Below are 17,944 nucleotides of genomic sequence, written 5' to 3' on the forward strand. Positions count from 1 at the left end.
ATGACGATACATAAGGGCGGGTGCTTTTGCGGCGCCGTGGAAATCGAAGTCCACGGAAACGCGGAGGCAATGGGCTATTGCCATTGCAGTTCCTGCCGTTCGTGGTCGGCGTCTCCCGTGAACGCCTTCACCCTGTGGAAGCCCGGGAACGTCAAGGTCACCAAGGGCGCGGAGTTTCTATCCGGCTTCAAGAAGTCCGAGATGAGCGACCGCCAGTTCTGCACCAAGTGCGGCGGTCATCTGATGACCGATCATCCGCCGCTCGGGCTGGTCGACGTCTATGCGGCCACCATACCGACGGTGGAATTCACGCCGGGGGTCCACGTCAACTACGCCGAGACGGTCCTGCCGATGAAGGATGGGCTGCCGAAGCTGAAGGATTTTCCGGCCGAGCTTGGCGGCTCCGGCATCGCCGTCCCGGAATAGGCCCGGACCATGGCCGACGATTTCAAGCAACCGCAATTCAGGACGGGAGAACAGCAATGGATATCGCGACGTTTCGCGCCACGCAGGAGCCGATCAAGGATCTTTATCGCAAGGACGCGCGGGCCGCGCTTCTTACCTTGAAGGCCAAGGGCAGCGCAGACGATACCAGGGTGACCTGCAAGGTCGAGACCGGACGCGGGCTTGCGCTCGCCGGCATCCATCCGAAGGCCGGCGGCAGCGGGCAGGAGCTCTGTTCCGGTGATATGCTGCTGGAGGCGCTGATCGCCTGCGCCGGCGTCTCGATGCGGGCGGCCGCGGCCGTGCTCGAGATTCCCATCAAGTCGGCGGAAATCTCCGCCGAGGGCGATGTCGATCTTCGCGGCACGCTTGGGGTCACCGAAGGCGTGCCGGTCGGCTTCAAGGAAATCCGCCTGCGCTTCGACATCGAGTCGGATGTCGAGCAGAGCCGGCTGACACAACTGCTCGAGCTCACGGACCGGTACTGCGTGATCTTCCAGACCATCCAGCGCAGCCCCAAGACCTTCGTGAAACTCAACAGGGTGGTGTCGTAGGCCGCGACTTTGCCCGGAATCCAATCCGGGCGGGGGCGGATTCCGGGTTGGGCCTGAGCGCGGTTTTTCGCGCCAGGCCTATCCTTTCACATAGCCCATCGCCTCGACGATTTTGCCGTCCGCCACGCGCATCAGATTGACGCCACGCAGCGAGCTGCCGTCGGACTTCCAGAAGCGCCAGCGGATCGTCGCCCGGTCGCCGGCCACATATGTCTCTTCGAGGTCGAAGCGCGTGCCGGGTCCGGTGGCGATAGCCGACCACAATTCGACGCAAGCCGCCTTGCCGGTACGGCGGGCGCCGTCCGGCGCCGGCGTGGTGTTCTCGATCACGCAGTCCTGCGCCACCAGTTCGTCCAGTGCGGAAGGGTCGTGACGCTGGAAGACGTCGTTGTAGCGCCGCATGATTTCCGCTGTCCCGGCGGAGCGATTGGCCATCGCGATGTCGATGATCAGTTCCTGGCTCATTGGGTTTTCTCCTGTCGTTTCACTGAGCTGCGAGGCTCGCCTTGAGCGTGATGGTTGCGACACCGGCCAGCGCCCGCGAGACGAGGCAGGTCGCCTTGGCCTTTTGCGCCAGCCGCTCGAAATCCTCTGCCGAGATGCCGACGACGCGGGCCTGCGTTTCGAGCTCGATGCGGGTGAGCGTCGGTCCCGCCGTGGTGGCGCCGAGATGCACCTTGGCGATCGTATGGATGTTCTCGGCCGTATGGCCCTCGGCTCCGAGTATGGCGGTGAGCGCCATCGAGAAGCAGCCGGCATGCGCGGCCGCGATCAGTTCTTCCGGATTGGTGCCCGGGCCGTTCTCGAAGCGGGACGGGAAGGAATAGGCGCCTTCGAACACGCCGCTGCCCAGTCGCAGCCGGCCGGATCCTTCCTTGAGCGTGCCTTGCCATTGGGCCGAGGCTTCACGGATTGTCATGGCTGATCTCCTCTCTGTTTGCGGAAAGTACGGTGGTCACGCGCCGTCGATGACGACCTTGCCGAAGACGTCGCCCTGCTCGAAATAGCGGTACGCCTCGCGCGTCTTGGCGAAGGGGAAGACCTTGTCGATGACCGGTTTCAGCCTGTGCGTGGCAACGGCGGCAAGCATTGCCTCAAGCCCGCCGCGGCTGCCGACGAACAGGCGGCCGATGGTGACCAGGCTGCGCTGGTAGACGGCGCCCTGGATCTCGATCGACTTGCCGTTCTTGTCCTGAACAGTGAGCAGCACGATGCGCCCGTAAAGCGCGCTGGCGATCAGCGATTGCGGGAAGGCCGCCGGACCGCCGGTCTCGACGACCAGATCGATCCCGCCGGTCGCTTCGCGGAGGTTCATGCCCCATTCCGGCGTTTCGGCCGAAGCGACGACGAGGTCGGCGCCGAGCGCCCGCAACCTGTCGGCCTTTTCGGCGCGCGAGGTGACGGCGGCCACGCGGCAGCCCATGAGCTTGGCGAACTGCAGGGCAAACAGCGCGACACCGCCTGAGCCGATCACCAGAACCCATTGTCCGGGCTTTGGAATCTCGGCGCCAGTCAGCGCGCTCCAGGCGGTCAGCCCGGCGCAGGTGAAGGTCGCGGCCTCCTGCCAGGAAAGATGGTCGGGCAGCCGTACCGCCCATTGCTCGTCGAGCAGCGCGTATTCCGACAGCATGCCGTCCAGCGTGCAGCCGAGCTGGTCGATGATGCCTGGATGCATGCGGCCGTCGATCCAGCGCGCGAAATAGCTGCCGGTCACGCGGTCGCCGACGGCAAAGCGGGTCACGTCGTCGCCAACCGCCACCACTTCGCCGGCGCCGTCGCTCAGCGGCACGGTGCCCGTGCGGGGTGCCAGCGGATAAGTGCCGTTGAGGATCATCGTGTCGCGGCGATTGAGCGAGGTGGCGCGCACCCGCACCAGGATCTGGTTTGCTCCCGGCTCGGGCATTGGCACCTCGCGGGCCACCAGCTTCCCAATGTCGCCGAATTCCTCAAGCCGATAGCTCTGCATCGTTGCCTCCAAAATATGTAGACCGATTTACATATTATGTAGACCGATTGTCATATTATGGGCAAGCCTATAATGCGTACTGCTGACAAAGGTTGACATTCGAGAGGTCGACGTGGCGACGGACACACGCACCCGCATGATCGAGGCGACGGCGCTGCTTATCCGGCAGCGCGGCTATCACGGCACGTCGCTGAACGACATCTTGAGCGCCAGCGGCGCGCCGCGCGGCTCGCTCTATTTCCATTTTCCGGGCGGCAAGGACCAGCTTGTCATCGAGGTGACGCGCGCCAGCGTCGCCGACGTGACCGAGCGGCTGGGCGCCGCGCTGTCGGAGGAAAGCGATCCCGCCGTTGCCGTCCACCACATCTACCAGTCGGTGGCCCGCATGCTGGAGGAGAACGAGTTCTCGCTCGGCTGCCCGGTGGCGCCGGTCGTGCTCGACGCGCCGAACGATGTGCCGGACCTTGTTGAAATCTGCCGGTCGGCCTTCGAGCAGTGGATCGGACTGCTGCGTCAGGCATTCGTCAGGGCAGGGGTGCCGGAGCGGCGCGCGCAGGCGCTGGCGCTGCTGGTCGAATCCTCGCTCGAGGGCCTTATGGTGATCGCCCGGGCCACCCGCGACCGTACCCCGGTCTCGACCGTTGCCGATGAAGTGGCCGCGCTGGTCGAGCAAGCGGTGCTTGCGGGCAAGGTGGCGCAGCAGGCCGATGCTACCGCCTGACGGCAAAGGGCTTTGCCGGCTCCGAAAATATCGGCTTAACTTGCCGGACCTTGCCGCAACGGGCGGCAGGCGGAGTGGCTTCGGGAGCAGGCGTTGGGGCGCAAACAGTCGGATCAGGCGGTTCGCGGACCGCAATTCGCCAGGAATCTCGACTGGAATCTGCTGAAATTCTTCCATGAGATCGCCGACGCCCGTTCGGTGACCAAGGCGGCGCAGGAGCTGAACCGCAAGCAGCCGGCGCTGAGCCTCGCGTTGCGGCGCCTCGAGGAAAGGCTTGGCGTCACGCTCTGCCATCGCGGCCCGACCGGCTTCGAGCTGACGGAGGAGGGCCGCATCCTTGCCGAGCGCTGCCGGGAATTCGCCGGCGCGATCCGTGAAATCCCGGCGAAGCTCTCGGACGTCAAGTCCGAGATACGTGGACATTTGCGGGTGATGCTGGTCTCCAACCTCGTCGCGCCGCCGCTCGATGAGGCGATCGCCGCCTTCCATGCCAAATACCCGGCCGTCGAGCTGATCGTTGAAGTCGCGGCCTGGACCGAAGTGGTCAACTCGCTCATCCAGCACCGGATCGACGTCGGCATCTCGCCTTCGCGGGTGAAGCGCGCCGAGCTCGCCTACCTCCACCTCTTCACCGAGATCCACCGGCCCTATTGCGGGAGGCCGCACAGGCTCTTTGGCAGGAGCGTCGCCGATCCCGGCGATCTGGCGAGGGAAGCCTTCGTGCTGACCGGCGCCGACGAGGGCGACGAGCTCACCCAGTTCCGGCTCGAGCATGGCTTCGGCCGCAACATCGCCGGCATGTCCGATCATCTCGAGGAAGCCAAGCGGCTGGCGATCCTCGGCGTCGGCCTCTGCTTCCTGCCGGAAGGCTATGCGCAAACCGATGTCGAGGCCGGGCGGCTGTGGCCGCTGATCGCCGGCGCCGACGTGCCTCGCAACGACATCTTCATCGTCACCGATCCGCAAAGCCCGGCCCACATCGCGCGTGACCTTTTCATTGCGGAAATTGTCGAGCAGACGCAGGCGGACGGAGGAAGTGCATTGATCTGATTAATGCTTAACGTTCGATCTTTGGGCGTTGAAGGGAGGAAGTCTGGGTTTCATGGTCAAGCATGGCGACATTGCATCGGTTCCGTTGATGCTGCCGTAAGGCGAAGACGGGCCGGCACGTCGACCAGGGGAACACCTCGCAAAGGGGATACTGAGATGACCTTGCAAACACCGACTTCGTCCAGGCAGCCGTTGCCGGGCGAGGCGCAGCCGGCGATTGCCGACAGCGTCGAGACCATCCTGTCCGTCACCGAGGCGGACATTGCCGACTATACCGAATCCGTCGTGCCGCAGGCAAAGCGGCGTTCCAACTTCCGCATGCTGGCGCAGTTCCTGTCGATGCAGGCGGTGTTCGGCACCGTGCTGGTCGGCTATGGCGCGCGCTTCCAGGGGCTGACGCTTTCCGAACTGACTGTGGCGATGCTGATCGCCGCGGCCGTCATGAGCCTTTATTGCATCGGCTCGGCCAATGCTGGCGCCGCCACCGGCCAGACCCATTCGGTGATGGCGCGCAGCATCTTCGGCACCATCGGCAGCGGCCTCGTCTCGCTGCTCCTGGTGGTCAACGGCATGGCCTTCTACCTGTTCACGGTGAAGTTCATCATCGACATCGCCGGCGGGCTGATGACGGTGCCGGCGGTCGGGGCCATCACCGCGCTGCTGGCGATCGTGATGATCGTCAACACCTATTTCGGCTTCGAGGGCGTGCAGCGCTTCGCCCAGTTCGTCGCCGTGCCGGTCATCCTGGTCTGGGGCATCTTCGCCACCATCCTCGCCTTCACCACCGTCTCGCATGATGTGCTGGCGGCAGTGCCGCATGTCGACAGCAAGACCGCCATGATCATGGTCATCGGCTCGATGGTCGGCCTGTCCACCTGGGGCAACGAGCCGGACTTCTTCCGCTACGCCAAGGCCGGCCGCGCCTCCTGGTGGAACATCCCGACCATCGTCATTTCCTATCTGGTCGGTGCGCTGCTCTTCCCGGTCATGGGCTACATGATCGCGGCGCTCTCCAACCAGCCCGATTTCGGCCCGAGCATCAGCTACTTCGTCAACTTCACCATGTTCGGCAGCGCGTTGCTCGGCATCGCCGTCATCGTCATCAACCAGTGGGCGGTGCAGGACGGCAACCTCTATATCGCCGTCAACGGCGCGCAGAACGTTCTCTCCGGCATTCGCGGCTGGAAGCGCCAATATACCGTCGTCGGCCTCGGCCTCATCGCGGCCGTGCTCACCTTCTACCTGCCCAACCTGCAGGATACGTTCAACCTTGTCACCAGCATCGGCTCGACCACGGTGCCGGTCGCCAGCACGATCATGGCGATCGACCTTTTCCTGCTGCCCTGGCTGTTCGGCATCAAGCGGCCGATGTACCGCGTCGCCAACTGGAGCGAGCTCGGCATCGCCAACTGGCCGGGCGTCATAGCTCTGGCCGCCGGCACGGTGGTCGGCGTCTACACCGCGGGCCTCATCCCGGCGGTCAACAGCGACTATATCGGCTTCCCGGCTCTCCAGGCCTGGCTGACCGGCGCGGTCGTCTACCTGATCGGCGTGACGCTGGTCCACAAGCGGGCCGACGTGAAGGCTCTGCTCGGCTTCGCCCGTATCTGACGCGCAATCTGTCCGGAGGCTGCAGCCAGCCTCCGGACAGGGACCCCAAGCTCCAGTTCCGTCGCGGCAGGCCGCACGGGGAGGAATTGCCATGACATCCCTCGATCTCCTCATCCGCGCTCCGCGCGCCATCCTGCCGGAAGGCGAGCACGCCGTGTCGGTCGGCGTCGTCGGCGGCAAGATCGTCCGTGTCGCCGCGCTCGACGCTCCCGCCAACGCCCGTGAAACCGTCACGCTCGATGCCGACACGGTGCTGCTGCCCGGCCTCGTCGACAGCCACGTCCATATTTGCGAACCCGGCAACACCGGATGGGAAGGCTTTCTGACCGCGACCCGCGCGGCCGCGGCCGGCGGCATCACCACGCTGGTCGACATGCCGCTGGACAGCGTGCCGACCACCGTGACGCTCGAGGCATTTGCCGCCAAGCGCGAAGCCGCCGACGGCCAGTGCCATGTCGATGTCGGCTTCTGGGGCGGCGCCATCCCGTTGAACCTCGACGACCTGCCGAAGCTGCATGCCGCCGGCGTGCTCGGCTTCAAGTCCTTCCTCTGCGATACCGGCACGGACGATTTTCCGGGCATCGCGCCCGGGCATATGCGCAAGGTGATGGATGTCGTCGCCGGCCTCGGCTCGCTCTTCATCGTCCACGCCGAGAGCGCCGACGCGATGGCCGCGATGCCGGAGGTCCACACCCGCCATTATGCCGACTACCTCGCCTCGCGCCCCAAAGGCATCGAGAACCTGGCGATCGCCGAGGTGATCGAGGCGGCCCGCGCCAGCGGCGCCCGCGCGCATATCCTTCATCTCTCCAGCGCCGACGCGCTGCCGATGATCGCTTCGGCAATCGCCGACGGCGTGCGGCTCAGCGTCGAGACCTGCCCGCACTATCTTGCGCTTTGCGCCGAGGAGATCGGCGAGGGCGAGACCGCCGCCAAGGTCGGCCCGCCGGTGCGCGAAGCCGTCAACCGTGAACGGCTCTGGGGCGGCGTCGGGGAGGGCACGATCGGCATGATCGTCTCGGACCATTCGCCCTGCACGCCTGAGATGAAGGAGCTGGCCTCCGGCGATTTCGGCGCCGCCTGGGGCGGCATCTCCTCGCTGCAGCTCGGCTTGCCGGTGACCTGGAGCGAGGCGCGCAAGCGCGGCCATTCGCTGACCGACGTCGTTCGCTGGATGGCCGAGCGTCCCGCCGCGCTCGCCGGCCTTGCGCACAAGGGCCGCATCGCGACCGGTTGCGACGCCGATTTCACACTGTTTTCACCCGATGCCGAATTCGTCGTCGACGCGGCCAGCCTCCACCACCGCCATCCGATCACCCCCTATGCCGGCAGGACGCTGAGCGGCGTGGTGCAGGAAACCTTCCTGCGCGGCCGGCGCATCGACCTCTTCGGCCGCCCGATGGGCGAACTGATCGCCGGAAAAGCGCAGGCCGGAGAAACAAGCCGGACGCAAGAATTGAAAAGGAGTGCCTGAGATGAAGATCCTGGTCGTCAACGTCAACACCAGCCAGTCGATGTCCGATGTCATCGACGCGGCCGCCAAGACCGCCGCATCCCCCGGTACCGACATCGTCACGCTGACGCCCTTCTTCGGACCCGAAGCGGTGGACTGCAATTTCGAGAGCTACATTTCGGCCGTCGCCGTCATGGACCGCGTGGTGGCCTATGACGAACCCTTCGATGCCGTGGTCATGGCCGGCTTCGGCGAGCATGGCCGCGACGGGCTGCAGGAACTGATCGAGCAGCCGGTCATCGAGATCTGCGAGGCCTCCGCCCATATGGCGATGATGATCGGCCGCAGCTATTCGGTCGTCACCACCTTGCAGCGCTCGGTGCCGCCGATCGAGGACCGGCTGCGGCTCTCCGGCCTTGCCGACCGCTGCGCCTCGGTGCGCGCCAACGGCATGACGACGCTGGAGGTGGATCAGGATCCCGCCGGCGCCATGCGCTCCATCGTCGAGGAAGCGCGCAAGGCGGTCGAGCAGGATCATGCCGAAGTGATCTGTCTCGGCTGCGCCGGCATGGCCGGCCTGGAGGAAGCGATCACATCCGAGCTTGGCGTGCCCGTCATCGACGGCGTGGCCGCCGCGGTGCGGCTCGCCGAGGCGGTCGTCGGCCTCGGGCTCAAGACTAGCAAGGTCTCGACCTACGCGAAGCCGGATGCAAAGCGCATCGACGGCTGGCCGCTGTCGGAGGCGCTGGGGCTGAGGCCGCGTCCGGCGGGCTTGGCGCTGCGCGCGGGAGGCCGGCGATGAACATGATCGAGAAGGGCCCGGCGCATGACGCTTACGCCATGCCCGAGCTGAAGGAGGATTTCGCCGCCGAGGTCGATCTTGCCTCGCGTTGGCTGGGTGGCAGCGTGCTGGCCGCGAGCGACGAATCCTTCGGCGACAAGGAGAGCCTGCTCACGCCGACGCCCTCGGCTTTCGTCCCGGGCAATTACGGACCGCGCGGCGAGATCGTCGACGGCTGGGAGACGAAGCGGCGGCGCGAGCCCGGGCACGATTGGGCGTTGGTGCGGCTGGGTGCGGCCGGCATCATCACTGGCATCGATGTCGATACGTCCTTTTTCACAGGCAATTTCCCGACCACGTGCCGCATCGAGGCCTGCGGTGTCGAAGGCTATCCCGGCCCTAAGGCTCTGCAGTCGGCCGAGACCGAATGGATCGAGATCGTGCAGCGTTCGCCGCTCAAGGGCGACGCGCACAACCGCTTCGAGGTTTCCGATCGCCGACGTTTCACGCATATCCGCCTCTCGGCTTTTCCCGACGGCGGCATCGCCAGGCTGCGCGTCTATGGCCATGTCGTGCCGGACCCGCGGGTCTTCGACGGGCTTACCATCGACCTCGCCAGCCAGGACCATGGCGGCCAGGTGGTGGCCAGCAGCGACGGCTTCTACACCTCGGCCGCAATGCTCAACCGTCCCGACAAGGCGCGCAACATGGGCGACGGCTGGGAAACCCGGCGCCGCCGCGACGGCGGCAACGACCACGCCATCATCAGCCTTGCGCTGCCGGGCCATGTTAGGCTGGTCGAGATCGACACCGCGCATTTCAAATACAACGCCTCGGCCGAAGTCGCGCTCTCCGGCGCGGGGGAGGCGACGCCCGGCGACGATGGCTGGGCGCCGCTGCTGTCGCGCCGGCCGCTGCAGCCGGACACACGCCATGTTTTTCGCGTGGCGCGAACGAGCGAGCCGGTTTCTTGCGTCAGGCTCGATGCCTATCCCGATGGCGGTATCTCGCGGGTGAGATTGTGGGGCAAGGTCGACCCCGCCGCGCGTCTCGCCGCTGGTTATCGCTGGTTCAACGCGCTGCCGACAGGGCAGGCCAGGCAGGTGCTTGCGGAGCAGGGTGTTTCGGCCGAGATCGCCGAACGCCTGATCGCGGCGCGACCGCTGGCGGAAGAGTCTATCGCATCCTTCGCCGGTCTTGGGTTAACGGGCGTGAAAGCGATGCTCGAAGGATCGGGCGATGAGAACTGACGGGAAGATCTTGCTTGCATTGAAGATGCTGCGGCGGCTCGTTTTCGCAGCTATGCAATTCCGCTTCGGGCTGCATTCGCTCCGCCGCTAGCGCGGGAGAGATTGTGCTCCGGCGGCGGCGATTGGCCGGAACAATCCGTATGTCGTCATCCCAGGGCGGAGCAGCCGCGACGCGGCGTCGCGAAGACCCTGGGATCCATGCCGCGACCTTCGCTATGGAACACGGCAGGGCAGAATTCTGAACCGCTGCAACGCCTTGGCGTCGCGGCATGGATCCTCGGGTCTGCGCGTCGCTGCGCTCCTTGCTTCGCCCGTGGATGACGAAGTTGCGAAGGATACGCCAATCTCCCTTCGCCGCCATGAGCATATTTCAATGAAAAGGGCGCCTTTCGGCGCCCTTTCCGTATGTGCGATGGGTAGGACTTCTTAGAAATCCATGCCGCCCATGCCGCCCATGCCGCCGCCGCCCATGCCGCCAGGCATGCCGCCGCCAGCCGACTCCTTCTTGGGAGCCTCCGCGATCATGGCTTCGGTGGTGACGAGCAGGCCGGCGACCGAAGCCGCGTCCTGGAGAGCCGTGCGAACGACCTTGACCGGATCGACGATGCCCATGGCGATCATGTCGCCATACTCGCCGGTCTGGGCGTTGTAGCCGAAGGTGGCGCCCTTGTTGTCAAGGATCTTGCCGGCAACGATCGAGGCTTCCGCACCGGCGTTCGACGCGATCTGGCGGGCCGGAGCCTGCAGTGCACGACGAACGATGTTGATGCCGGCAGCCTGGTCGGCATTGACGCCGTTGGCCTTGATGTTGGCCGAAGCGCGCAGCAGCGCGACGCCGCCGCCTGCAACGATGCCTTCTTCCACGGCCGCGCGGGTCGCGTTCAGCGCATCGTCAACGCGGTCCTTCTTTTCCTTGACTTCGACTTCCGTCGCACCGCCGACGCGGATCACCGCAACGCCGCCCGCCAGCTTGGCGAGACGTTCCTGCAGCTTCTCCTTGTCGTAGTCCGACGTGGTCTCTTCGATCTGCTGCTTGATCTGGGCAACGCGGCCCTGGATCTCGGCCTTCTTGCCGGCGCCGTCGACGATGGTGGTGTTCTCCTTGGAGATCGACACCTTCTTGGCGCGGCCGAGCATGTTGAGGCCGACATTCTCGAGCTTGATGCCGAGGTCTTCCGAAATGACCTGGCCACCGGTCAGGATGGCGATGTCTTCCAGCATGGCCTTGCGGCGATCGCCGAAGCCCGGAGCCTTGACGGCGGCGATCTTCAGGCCACCGCGCAGCTTGTTGACGACCAGCGTGGCCAGGGCCTCGCCTTCGACGTCTTCCGAGATGATGAGCAGCGGCTTGGAGGTCTGCACGACGGCTTCGAGAACCGGCAGCATGGCCTGCAGGTTGGAAAGCTTCTTCTCGTGCAGGAGGATGTAAACGTCCTCAAGCTCGGCAACCATCTTGTCGGCGTTGGTGACGAAGTAGGGCGAGAGATAGCCGCGGTCGAACTGCATGCCTTCGACGACTTCCAGCTCGGTCTCGGCGGTCTTGGCTTCCTCAACCGTGATGACGCCTTCGTTGCCGACCTTCTGCATCGCTTCGGCGATCATGGCGCCGACCGACTCGTCGCCATTGGCCGAGATCGTGCCGACCTGGGCAACTTCCTCGGAGGTCTTGATCTTCTTGGCAGCCTTGCCGAGCGCCGCGACGACTTCGGTCACGGCCAGATCGATGCCGCGCTTCAGGTCCATCGGGTTCATGCCGGCGGCAACCGCCTTATGGCCTTCCTGAACGATCGACTGCGCCAGAACGGTCGCGGTCGTGGTGCCGTCGCCGGCGATGTCGTTGGTCTTCGAAGCAACTTCGCGGACCATCTGCGCGCCCATGTTTTCGAACTTGTCTTCAAGCTCGATTTCCTTGGCGACGGTGACGCCATCCTTGGTGATGCGCGGGGCGCCGAATGACTTGTCGATGACGACGTTGCGGCCCTTGGGGCCGAGCGTGACCTTCACGGCGTCGGCGAGGATATTGACGCCGCGCAGCATGCGCTCACGGGCGTCGCGGGAGAATTTTACGTCTTTAGCAGCCATGTTTTAGCTCCTGGCAAGGGCTTGCGATCAAGCCCGGAATTCAGTTGACGGTGAGGCCGATAATCAGCCGATGATGCCCATAATGTCGGATTCCTTCATGATCAGAAGGTCTTCGCCATTGAGCTTGACTTCGGTGCCCGACCACTTGCCGAACAGGATGCGGTCGCCAGCCTTGACGTCCAGGGGAACCAGCTTGCCGGCTTCGTCGCGGGCGCCGGAGCCGACAGCGATGATCTCGCCTTCCTGCGGCTTTTCCTTTGCCGTATCCGGGATGATGATCCCGCCGGCGGTCTTGGATTCGGATTCGACCCGGCGTACGACCACGCGGTCATGAAGCGGGCGGAACTTCGACTTTGCCATTTTTTCTTCCTCGATGAGAACGGTGAGAACAGTTCCTCCATCCGGCGATGCCGGATATCAGTTAGCACTCACCCAAGGCGAGTGCTAACGTGGCGCTGAAATAGGCTGGCGCCTTGCGAGAGTCAAGGCGCGCGCAAGGGGGCGGCGGCGCGAAATTTTTCTCGCGCGAAACGCCAGCACGAAAAAAAGCGCCGGCTGTCGCGAGACACTGACGAGCAATCTCGTCCGTTAGTCCCGGCGCCTCGGCGAGCGCAGTACCAGCAGCGGACACCGCTCGGCGAGCCCGTATGTGCCGGTCGAAGCCAGCCGGACATCACCGAAAAAGGTCCGGGCTTCCTCGATCGGCGCTGCCGCGGGGGCGAAACTGTAGACGACGGACGACTTCCGGTAGACATCGATGGTGCCGATGATCGGCAGCTCCCAGCCTGTGCGAGCCGAAAGCTCCGCACGATCGGGGAACAGCGCATCGAACTGCTCGAGAATTCCCGTCACCGGTATGATGTAGTCGGGCGCGCCGCCGATCGCGGTCATGGCCACGCGCCATTTGAGCTCATGGAAAGTCGAGACGCCGCCGCTGAGCACCATGGCGCGGACATCCTTCGGGTCGTCCGGTGTCTCGGGAGAGGCGTAAAGCCTGATGCCGGCGCGGCCGTCGGACTTGAGCGCACGCGCGATCGACGCGAACAATTTGCGCCTGAGCTCGGCGGCGCCGATGACCGAGAGACATCCGTCGCCGATCAGTGCCTCGACGCTTGCATCGCCGAACGGCAGATCGAACCAGTCGCCCTGCATCGCCTTGCGCGTATCGGTGTCGCCAGGCCAGATGCCGGCAATCATGGCGGCGGACTCGTCGACCGACGTTATCGTGGCGCCCAGCCCGGCGAGCTCCGGCGTCACACCGAGCATCACGACATGCGACCGCGCAAGGTCGAGCTCCCGGTCATAGGTTTCGACCACCTCCGCCGGCGGCCGCAGGGGCGAGCCGAGCAGCTGCCAATGTTTGCGAATTGCATTCCAATGCTCCGTCATGCAAACCCCAGCCCGGTAGCGCGTTGTATTCGATCGAATAATCGACGGCACTTGATAAGCCAAGTGAGGAACAATGGCGCGCATCGCGGTCATCACGCATGAGTTCGACCGCTTCCAGAGCCGGCGCGGGCTGCTGATGCGCCGCGACAGTCCTTACCTGCTCTTCGACGTGCTGGAAGAACTGAAGCGCCGCGGCCATTCGGTGCAGATATTGAAAGGCACCTCGGCGAAGCCGGCCGCCGATATCGCGGTGCTGCATCTCGACGTGACCGTGACGCCGCCCGAGTACGCCGACTATGCGCGCCGCTTTCCTTTCTGTCTCAATCTCGGCGCCACAGACATTTCGAAGCGCCGCGTCAGCGGCGCCGCCATTGGCCGGGGCGATGGCTGGAAGGGACAGGTCATCGTCAAGAGCAGCCTCAACCATTGGGGAACGCCGGAACAGCAGTTGAACCAGCGCGCGCGGCGCGCCGCCAAGCCGATGCCGTTTCCCGGCGTCGAAGCTTTCGACAAATACGAGATCCATGCCTCGCTCGCCGACGTTCCGGCCGAGGTCTTCGAACGTCAGGATCTGGTCGTCGAGAAATTCATTCCCGAACCCGAACCAGACGGCTTCGGCGCACGGTTCTGGCTGTTCTGCGGTGAGCGTGAGCGCTGCACCCGCCATGTCTCGCCGCAAAGCCTCGTCAAGGGCGACGACACCATCCGCCGCGAGGCGGTTCCGGTGCCGGACGAGCTTCGCGCGCTAAGGCGCCAGCTTGGCTTCGATTACGGAAAATTCGATTTCGTGATGCATGACGGCAAAGCGGTGCTGCTTGATGCCAACAAGACCCCCGGGCGCGCCAGGAACCTTTCGAGCTTCATCGCCGCCGGCAACGCCAATCTTGCCGACGGCTTCGAAGGGTTGATCCGCCAAGTCACATAACCGATCACCTAGATGTTCATGCCGCCCGACACTTCGATCCGCTGCGCGTTGACCCAGCGATTGTCGTCGGAGAGCAGCGAGGCGATCATCGGACCGATATCGTCGGCGACCCCGGCGCGGCCAAGTGCGGTGACGCCGGCCACCATGCGGTTGATCTCGGCATTGTCACGCACATGACCGCCGTTGAAGTCCGTGGCGATCGCGCCGGGCGCCACAGTGTTGGCGGTGATGCCGCGTTGGCCGAGCTCCTTGGCGAGGTAGCGCGTGAACACCTCGATGCCGCCTTTCATCATCGCATAGGCCGACGATCCGGGCGCTGCGAAGCGGGCCAGCCCGCTGGAGATGTTGATGATGCGGCCGCCATCGTTGATCAGCGGCAGCAGCGCCTGGGTGAGGAAGAACACGCCCTTGAGATGGGTGTTCATCAGCGTGTCGAATTCCTCTTCGGTCGTCTCGGCGATCATCTTGCGCAGGCCGGTGCCGGCATTGTTGACGAGATAGTCGAAACGGTCGCGCTGCCAAGTCTCCTGCAGCGTCTGCTTCAGCGCCGCGACGAAGGCGGGGAAAGTGGCGACGGCGCCGGTGTGGAGTTCAAGTGCCGCGGCACGGCCGCCGGCGGCCTCGATCTCGACGATTGCGGTCTTCGCCTCATCGGCGCGCGAACGATAGGTGACGATGACGTCGACGCCCTTGCGGGCGAGGTGGAGCGCGGTGTTGCGGCCGAGGCCGCGGCTGCCGCCGGTGATGAGGGCGATGGGACGGGTGGTCATGGCGAAATCTCCTTCTGTCTGGATGGAGATGCATATACTCGCCTGAGTGAGCGATATAATCGGGGATGGATTGCCAACACTATTCAGTCCGTGCGAACAATCGGCCATGGATCGGTTCGACAGCATGCGGCTTTTCACCCGCGTCGTGGAGCGGCGCAGCTTCACCGCGGCCGCCGCCGATCTCGGCCTGCCGCGTTCCAGCGCCACCGCCGCGATCAAGCAGCTCGAGGAGCGGCTCGGCGTGCAACTGCTCCGGCGCACCACCCGCCATGTCACGACGACGCTCGACGGCGAAGCCTATTACCAACGCTGCATCGGCATCCTCGCCGAGATCGAGGACGCCGAAGGGGCCTTCGGCGCGCATGAAGTGCGCGGGCGCTTGAGCATCGACATCAACGGCAACATGGCCCGCACACTCGTCATTCCAGAACTGCCGGCGCTGCTTACCCGCTATCCCGGGCTCAGCGTGCATATCGGCGAGGGTGACCGCTTCGTTGATCTGGTGCGCGAGGGCGTCGATTGCGTGGTCCGCGCCGGCACGCTCCCCGACAGCGACATGATCGCGCGCCGCATCGGCATGGCGCGCGAGGTAACGCTTGCCAGCGCCGCCTATGTCGAGCGCCACGGCCTGCCGAAAACCCTGGAGGAGCTTGCCGGGCATATGATGATCGGCTTTGTTTCGTCTCGCACAGGGCAGGTGATGCCGCTGGAGTTCACCGTCGATGGCAAGATCCGCGAGATCGTGCTGCCGTCGCGCGTCACGGTTTCCAATTCCGACACCGCCGCCACGCTGGTGCGCCAGGGGTTTGGCCTCTACCAGGCGCCGCGCCGCCGCTTTGCCGCCGACATCGATGCCGGCCGGCTGGTAGAGGTGCTGCCCGGCAACCCTCCGACGCCGACGCCGATCTCGGTGCTCTATCCGCCGAGCCGACAGTTGTCGCCGCGGGTGAGAGTGTTCGTGGATTGGCTGGTCAAGATTCTGGGGCCGAAGCTAGACGCCTGATCGCGTTCAGAGAAACAGCTTCAACTGCGTGTGGATGATCGAGCGATAATCCTCGATCGTGCGCCGGCCTTCTTCCTTGTCCTGCGTCAGCGCCAGCCGCACGACGCCGCCGGCAAGCTGGAAGATCAGGAACACCACGCGCCCGAACGCCTCGCGCTGCTCGGCTTTAAGCATCGGCGCGACATGGTCGCAGAACATCTTCGCCTGGTGCCGCGTCTCGGCGATGTCGAGATGCTGCAATGCCTTGTCGGCCTGGATGGCGTTCTGCAGGTCCTGGATCGCCGGGTCCGCCGCGACGCGACCGTAATAATCATCGAGCAGCCGGTCGGCCGCCGCGGTCACGTCGCCCGGCCCGCTTATCCCGGCGATGATCGCGCCGAAACGCGCGCGGCTTTCCTCGGAAAACCGCTCGTAGAGCATCGCCAGGATCGCCGATTTGCTCGGAAAATAATGATAGACGGTGGCGATCGGCCCGCCGGCCAGCGCGCCGACTTCCTTCATCGTCACCGCGTCGATGCCTTTTTCGCCGATCAGCCGCATGGTGGTGGCGAGGATCGCGTCGATGCGCTCGCGGCTGCGCTCCTGTTTCGGCCTTCGCCGCGGTTCCGTCGCCGCTCGCCTAATCTGCGTCATGCGCCAAATCTCGTGAGAACTCGCGAATTCGCGGTTGACAAGAAACATGATCAAGTATCAGTTTCGCCAAATGCTGACAACTTGTCAGTTTTTCGATCGAGCTGCAAGGGAGGGCACCTCGTGACTGCATCGCAAGCCGTGCAAGCGGAAAACGGCGATTGGCTTGTCGGCAACCCGACCGGCCTGCAACTGGCCTCGGCGCTATGGATCGGCTCGGTCGGCCTGCTCATCCTCGGATTGCAGCCGGTGCTGCTCGGCGCGCTCTACACGGAAGGCCATGTCAGCGGCGACGAGCTGGCGCTGGTCGCCACCGCCGAGATGATCGCGATCGCCATCGGCTCGGCGATCGTGGCGATGCTGCTCCCCGCCAGGAACATGCGCTGGAAGAGCGCGGTGCTGCTCGTGCTCTTGGCGCTCGCCAACTTCTGGACTGCTTATGCCGGCAGTCCCAATACGCTGATCGGCGCACGCACGCTGGCCGGTCTGGCGGAGGGCGGGCTGGTCGCCGTCGCGACGGAGCTGATCGCCCGCTCGCGCCGGGCCGAGCGCATCGGCGGCTATTTCGTCACGCTGCAGACCTTGGCGCAGTGCGCGCTGGCGCTGATCCTCGCGCTCTATGCGGTGCCGAGAGCGGGTTCGGCCGGCGGCTTCATCGCGCTCGGCATCGTCTGCCTGCTGTCGCTGGTCGTCGCCTGGACCGTGCCGGACGACTATGCCGACCTGCCCAAGGAAGAGCAGTTTGCCAATGTCGCGACCGTGCCGGCGATCACCGCGCTCTTGTCGATCTTCTGCTATTTCATGTTCTTCGGCGCCGTCTGGGCTTTCCTCGAGCCCATCGGCGCGCAGTTCGGCATCGACGGCCGGACCGTCGGCCTGATGGTTTCGGCAAGCCTTGCCGCGCAGGTGATCGGCGCCCTGACCGCGACAATCTTCGAGGCCCGCATCGACTACCGTTTTGCCATCACGATCATCGGCATCGTCGCGGCGATCAGCTCGGTGCTGCTTGCCTCCGGCCCGGGGGTTTCGGTGTTCTGGGCGGTGGCGCTGGTGATGGGCTTCATCCTGCTCTTCATCGTGCCTTACCAGATCCGCCTCGCCATCACCGCCGACGAGACGCGCACCGCGGCACTTCTGGTGCCGGCAGCCCAACTCTTCGGCCTCGCCATCGGCCCGATCGCCGCCTCGCTGCTGATCGACGGCGCGAATTTCCGGCCGGTGCCCGAATTCGCCGCCGCCACCGCTTTGGCCAGTGTGCTTCTGCTCGGCGTCTTCGTGCTGGTCGCGCGGCGGCGCGGCCGGGCCTGAGCGGGAG

Annotated in this window: 19 protein-coding genes; 11 read left to right on the top strand and 8 right to left on the bottom strand. The window is 65.1% G+C overall.

The features are described from left to right. Together FJ471_RS00160 and FJ471_RS00165 are read left to right on the top strand one after the other, a co-directional pair. Nucleotides 1-426: a GFA family protein gene (locus tag FJ471_RS00160; protein ID WP_140801155.1), complete on the top strand. Its 426-nt coding sequence runs from the start codon at nucleotides 1-3 to the stop codon at nucleotides 424-426. 56 nt (nucleotides 427-482) lie between these two features. Next, a complete protein-coding gene (locus tag FJ471_RS00165; RefSeq protein ID WP_140801156.1) occupies nucleotides 483-998 on the top strand; it encodes an OsmC family protein in 516 nt (171 codons plus the stop codon). Nucleotides 999-1,076: 78 nt separating this feature from the next. Here the strand turns inward: FJ471_RS00165 and FJ471_RS00170 are convergent, their stop codons facing one another. Genes FJ471_RS00170 through FJ471_RS00180 form a run of 3 tightly spaced genes read right to left on the bottom strand, consistent with a single transcriptional unit; the run spans nucleotide 1,077 to nucleotide 2,964 of the window. Further along, complete coding sequence (locus FJ471_RS00170) at nucleotides 1,077-1,463, bottom strand: nuclear transport factor 2 family protein (RefSeq protein WP_140801157.1); 387 nt, start codon at nucleotides 1,461-1,463, stop codon at nucleotides 1,077-1,079. 19 nt (nucleotides 1,464-1,482) lie between these two features. Next, complete coding sequence (locus FJ471_RS00175) at nucleotides 1,483-1,917, bottom strand: OsmC family protein (protein ID WP_140801158.1); 435 nt, start codon at nucleotides 1,915-1,917, stop codon at nucleotides 1,483-1,485. A 36-nt stretch (nucleotides 1,918-1,953) separates the two neighbouring features. Beyond that, the gene (locus tag FJ471_RS00180; RefSeq protein WP_140801159.1) at nucleotides 1,954-2,964 is read right to left on the bottom strand and encodes an NAD(P)-dependent alcohol dehydrogenase; all 1,011 of its coding nucleotides are present in this window, start codon (nucleotides 2,962-2,964) and stop codon (nucleotides 1,954-1,956) included. 112 nt (nucleotides 2,965-3,076) lie between these two features. Here FJ471_RS00180 and FJ471_RS00185 point away from each other — a divergent pair, with 112 nt between their 5' ends. From FJ471_RS00185 to alc, 6 genes are all read left to right on the top strand, one after another. Beyond that, nucleotides 3,077-3,685: a TetR/AcrR family transcriptional regulator gene (locus FJ471_RS00185; protein WP_140801160.1), complete on the top strand. Its 609-nt coding sequence runs from the start codon at nucleotides 3,077-3,079 to the stop codon at nucleotides 3,683-3,685. Between the two features lie 93 nt (nucleotides 3,686-3,778). Then, entirely contained in the window at nucleotides 3,779-4,735 is a 957-nt protein-coding gene (locus FJ471_RS00190) for a LysR family transcriptional regulator (protein WP_140801161.1), read from the top strand. A gap of 156 nt (nucleotides 4,736-4,891) precedes the next feature. Next, nucleotides 4,892-6,346, top strand: coding sequence for a hypothetical protein (locus FJ471_RS00195; protein WP_140801162.1), 1,455 nt, complete (start codon nucleotides 4,892-4,894; stop codon nucleotides 6,344-6,346). A gap of 91 nt (nucleotides 6,347-6,437) precedes the next feature. Further along, nucleotides 6,438-7,820, top strand: coding sequence for an allantoinase AllB (gene allB, locus FJ471_RS00200; RefSeq protein WP_140801163.1), 1,383 nt, complete (start codon nucleotides 6,438-6,440; stop codon nucleotides 7,818-7,820). A gap of 1 nt (nucleotide 7,821) precedes the next feature. Beyond that, nucleotides 7,822-8,601 (top strand): aspartate/glutamate racemase family protein, encoded by a 780-nt coding sequence (locus FJ471_RS00205; RefSeq protein ID WP_140801164.1) that lies wholly within the window; start codon nucleotides 7,822-7,824, stop codon nucleotides 8,599-8,601. Next, nucleotides 8,598-9,830 carry an allantoicase gene (alc, locus tag FJ471_RS00210; protein WP_210241986.1) on the top strand — a complete coding sequence of 411 codons (1,233 nt, stop codon included), beginning with the start codon at nucleotides 8,598-8,600 and terminating at the stop codon, nucleotides 9,828-9,830. Before FJ471_RS00205 ends, alc begins: the two co-directional genes overlap by 4 nt. 426 nt (nucleotides 9,831-10,256) lie before the next feature. On the opposite strand, the gene groL is transcribed toward alc, so the two are convergent. The 3 genes from groL to FJ471_RS00225 all read right to left on the bottom strand — a co-directional run bounded on the left by groL (nucleotide 10,257) and on the right by FJ471_RS00225 (nucleotide 13,301). Then, nucleotides 10,257-11,912, bottom strand: a complete 1,656-nt coding sequence (gene groL, locus FJ471_RS00215) for a chaperonin GroEL (protein WP_140801165.1) — start codon at nucleotides 11,910-11,912, stop codon at nucleotides 10,257-10,259. A gap of 63 nt (nucleotides 11,913-11,975) precedes the next feature. Further along, nucleotides 11,976-12,272 (bottom strand): co-chaperone GroES, encoded by a 297-nt coding sequence (gene groES / locus FJ471_RS00220; protein ID WP_006203049.1) that lies wholly within the window; start codon nucleotides 12,270-12,272, stop codon nucleotides 11,976-11,978. A 228-nt stretch (nucleotides 12,273-12,500) separates the two neighbouring features. After that, on the bottom strand, nucleotides 12,501-13,301 hold the full coding sequence (locus tag FJ471_RS00225; RefSeq protein ID WP_140801166.1) for a methyltransferase domain-containing protein: 801 nt from the start codon (nucleotides 13,299-13,301) through the stop codon (nucleotides 12,501-12,503). A 73-nt stretch (nucleotides 13,302-13,374) separates the two neighbouring features. Between FJ471_RS00225 and FJ471_RS00230 the strand changes: the two genes are divergently transcribed. Beyond that, a complete protein-coding gene (locus FJ471_RS00230) occupies nucleotides 13,375-14,226 on the top strand; it encodes a hypothetical protein (protein ID WP_140801167.1) in 852 nt (283 codons plus the stop codon). Nucleotides 14,227-14,234: 8 nt separating this feature from the next. Here FJ471_RS00230 and FJ471_RS00235 read toward each other — a convergent pair whose 3' ends face one another. Beyond that, the gene (locus FJ471_RS00235) at nucleotides 14,235-14,996 is read right to left on the bottom strand and encodes an SDR family oxidoreductase (RefSeq protein WP_140801168.1); all 762 of its coding nucleotides are present in this window, start codon (nucleotides 14,994-14,996) and stop codon (nucleotides 14,235-14,237) included. 106 nt (nucleotides 14,997-15,102) lie between these two features. Here FJ471_RS00235 and FJ471_RS00240 point away from each other — a divergent pair, with 106 nt between their 5' ends. Further along, complete coding sequence (locus FJ471_RS00240; RefSeq protein ID WP_140801169.1) at nucleotides 15,103-15,999, top strand: LysR family transcriptional regulator; 897 nt, start codon at nucleotides 15,103-15,105, stop codon at nucleotides 15,997-15,999. Nucleotides 16,000-16,005: 6 nt separating this feature from the next. Here FJ471_RS00240 and FJ471_RS00245 read toward each other — a convergent pair whose 3' ends face one another. After that, on the bottom strand, nucleotides 16,006-16,632 hold the full coding sequence (locus FJ471_RS00245) for a TetR/AcrR family transcriptional regulator (RefSeq protein WP_140801170.1): 627 nt from the start codon (nucleotides 16,630-16,632) through the stop codon (nucleotides 16,006-16,008). 120 nt (nucleotides 16,633-16,752) lie between these two features. On the opposite strand from FJ471_RS00245, the gene FJ471_RS00250 reads away from it, so the two are divergent. Continuing rightward, nucleotides 16,753-17,937: an MFS transporter gene (locus FJ471_RS00250; RefSeq protein ID WP_140801171.1), complete on the top strand. Its 1,185-nt coding sequence runs from the start codon at nucleotides 16,753-16,755 to the stop codon at nucleotides 17,935-17,937. Nucleotides 17,938-17,944: the final 7 nt, after the last annotated feature.

This window comes from Mesorhizobium sp. B2-7-1, assembly GCF_006440735.1.
Taxonomy (GTDB): Bacteria; Pseudomonadota; Alphaproteobacteria; order Rhizobiales; family Rhizobiaceae; genus Mesorhizobium.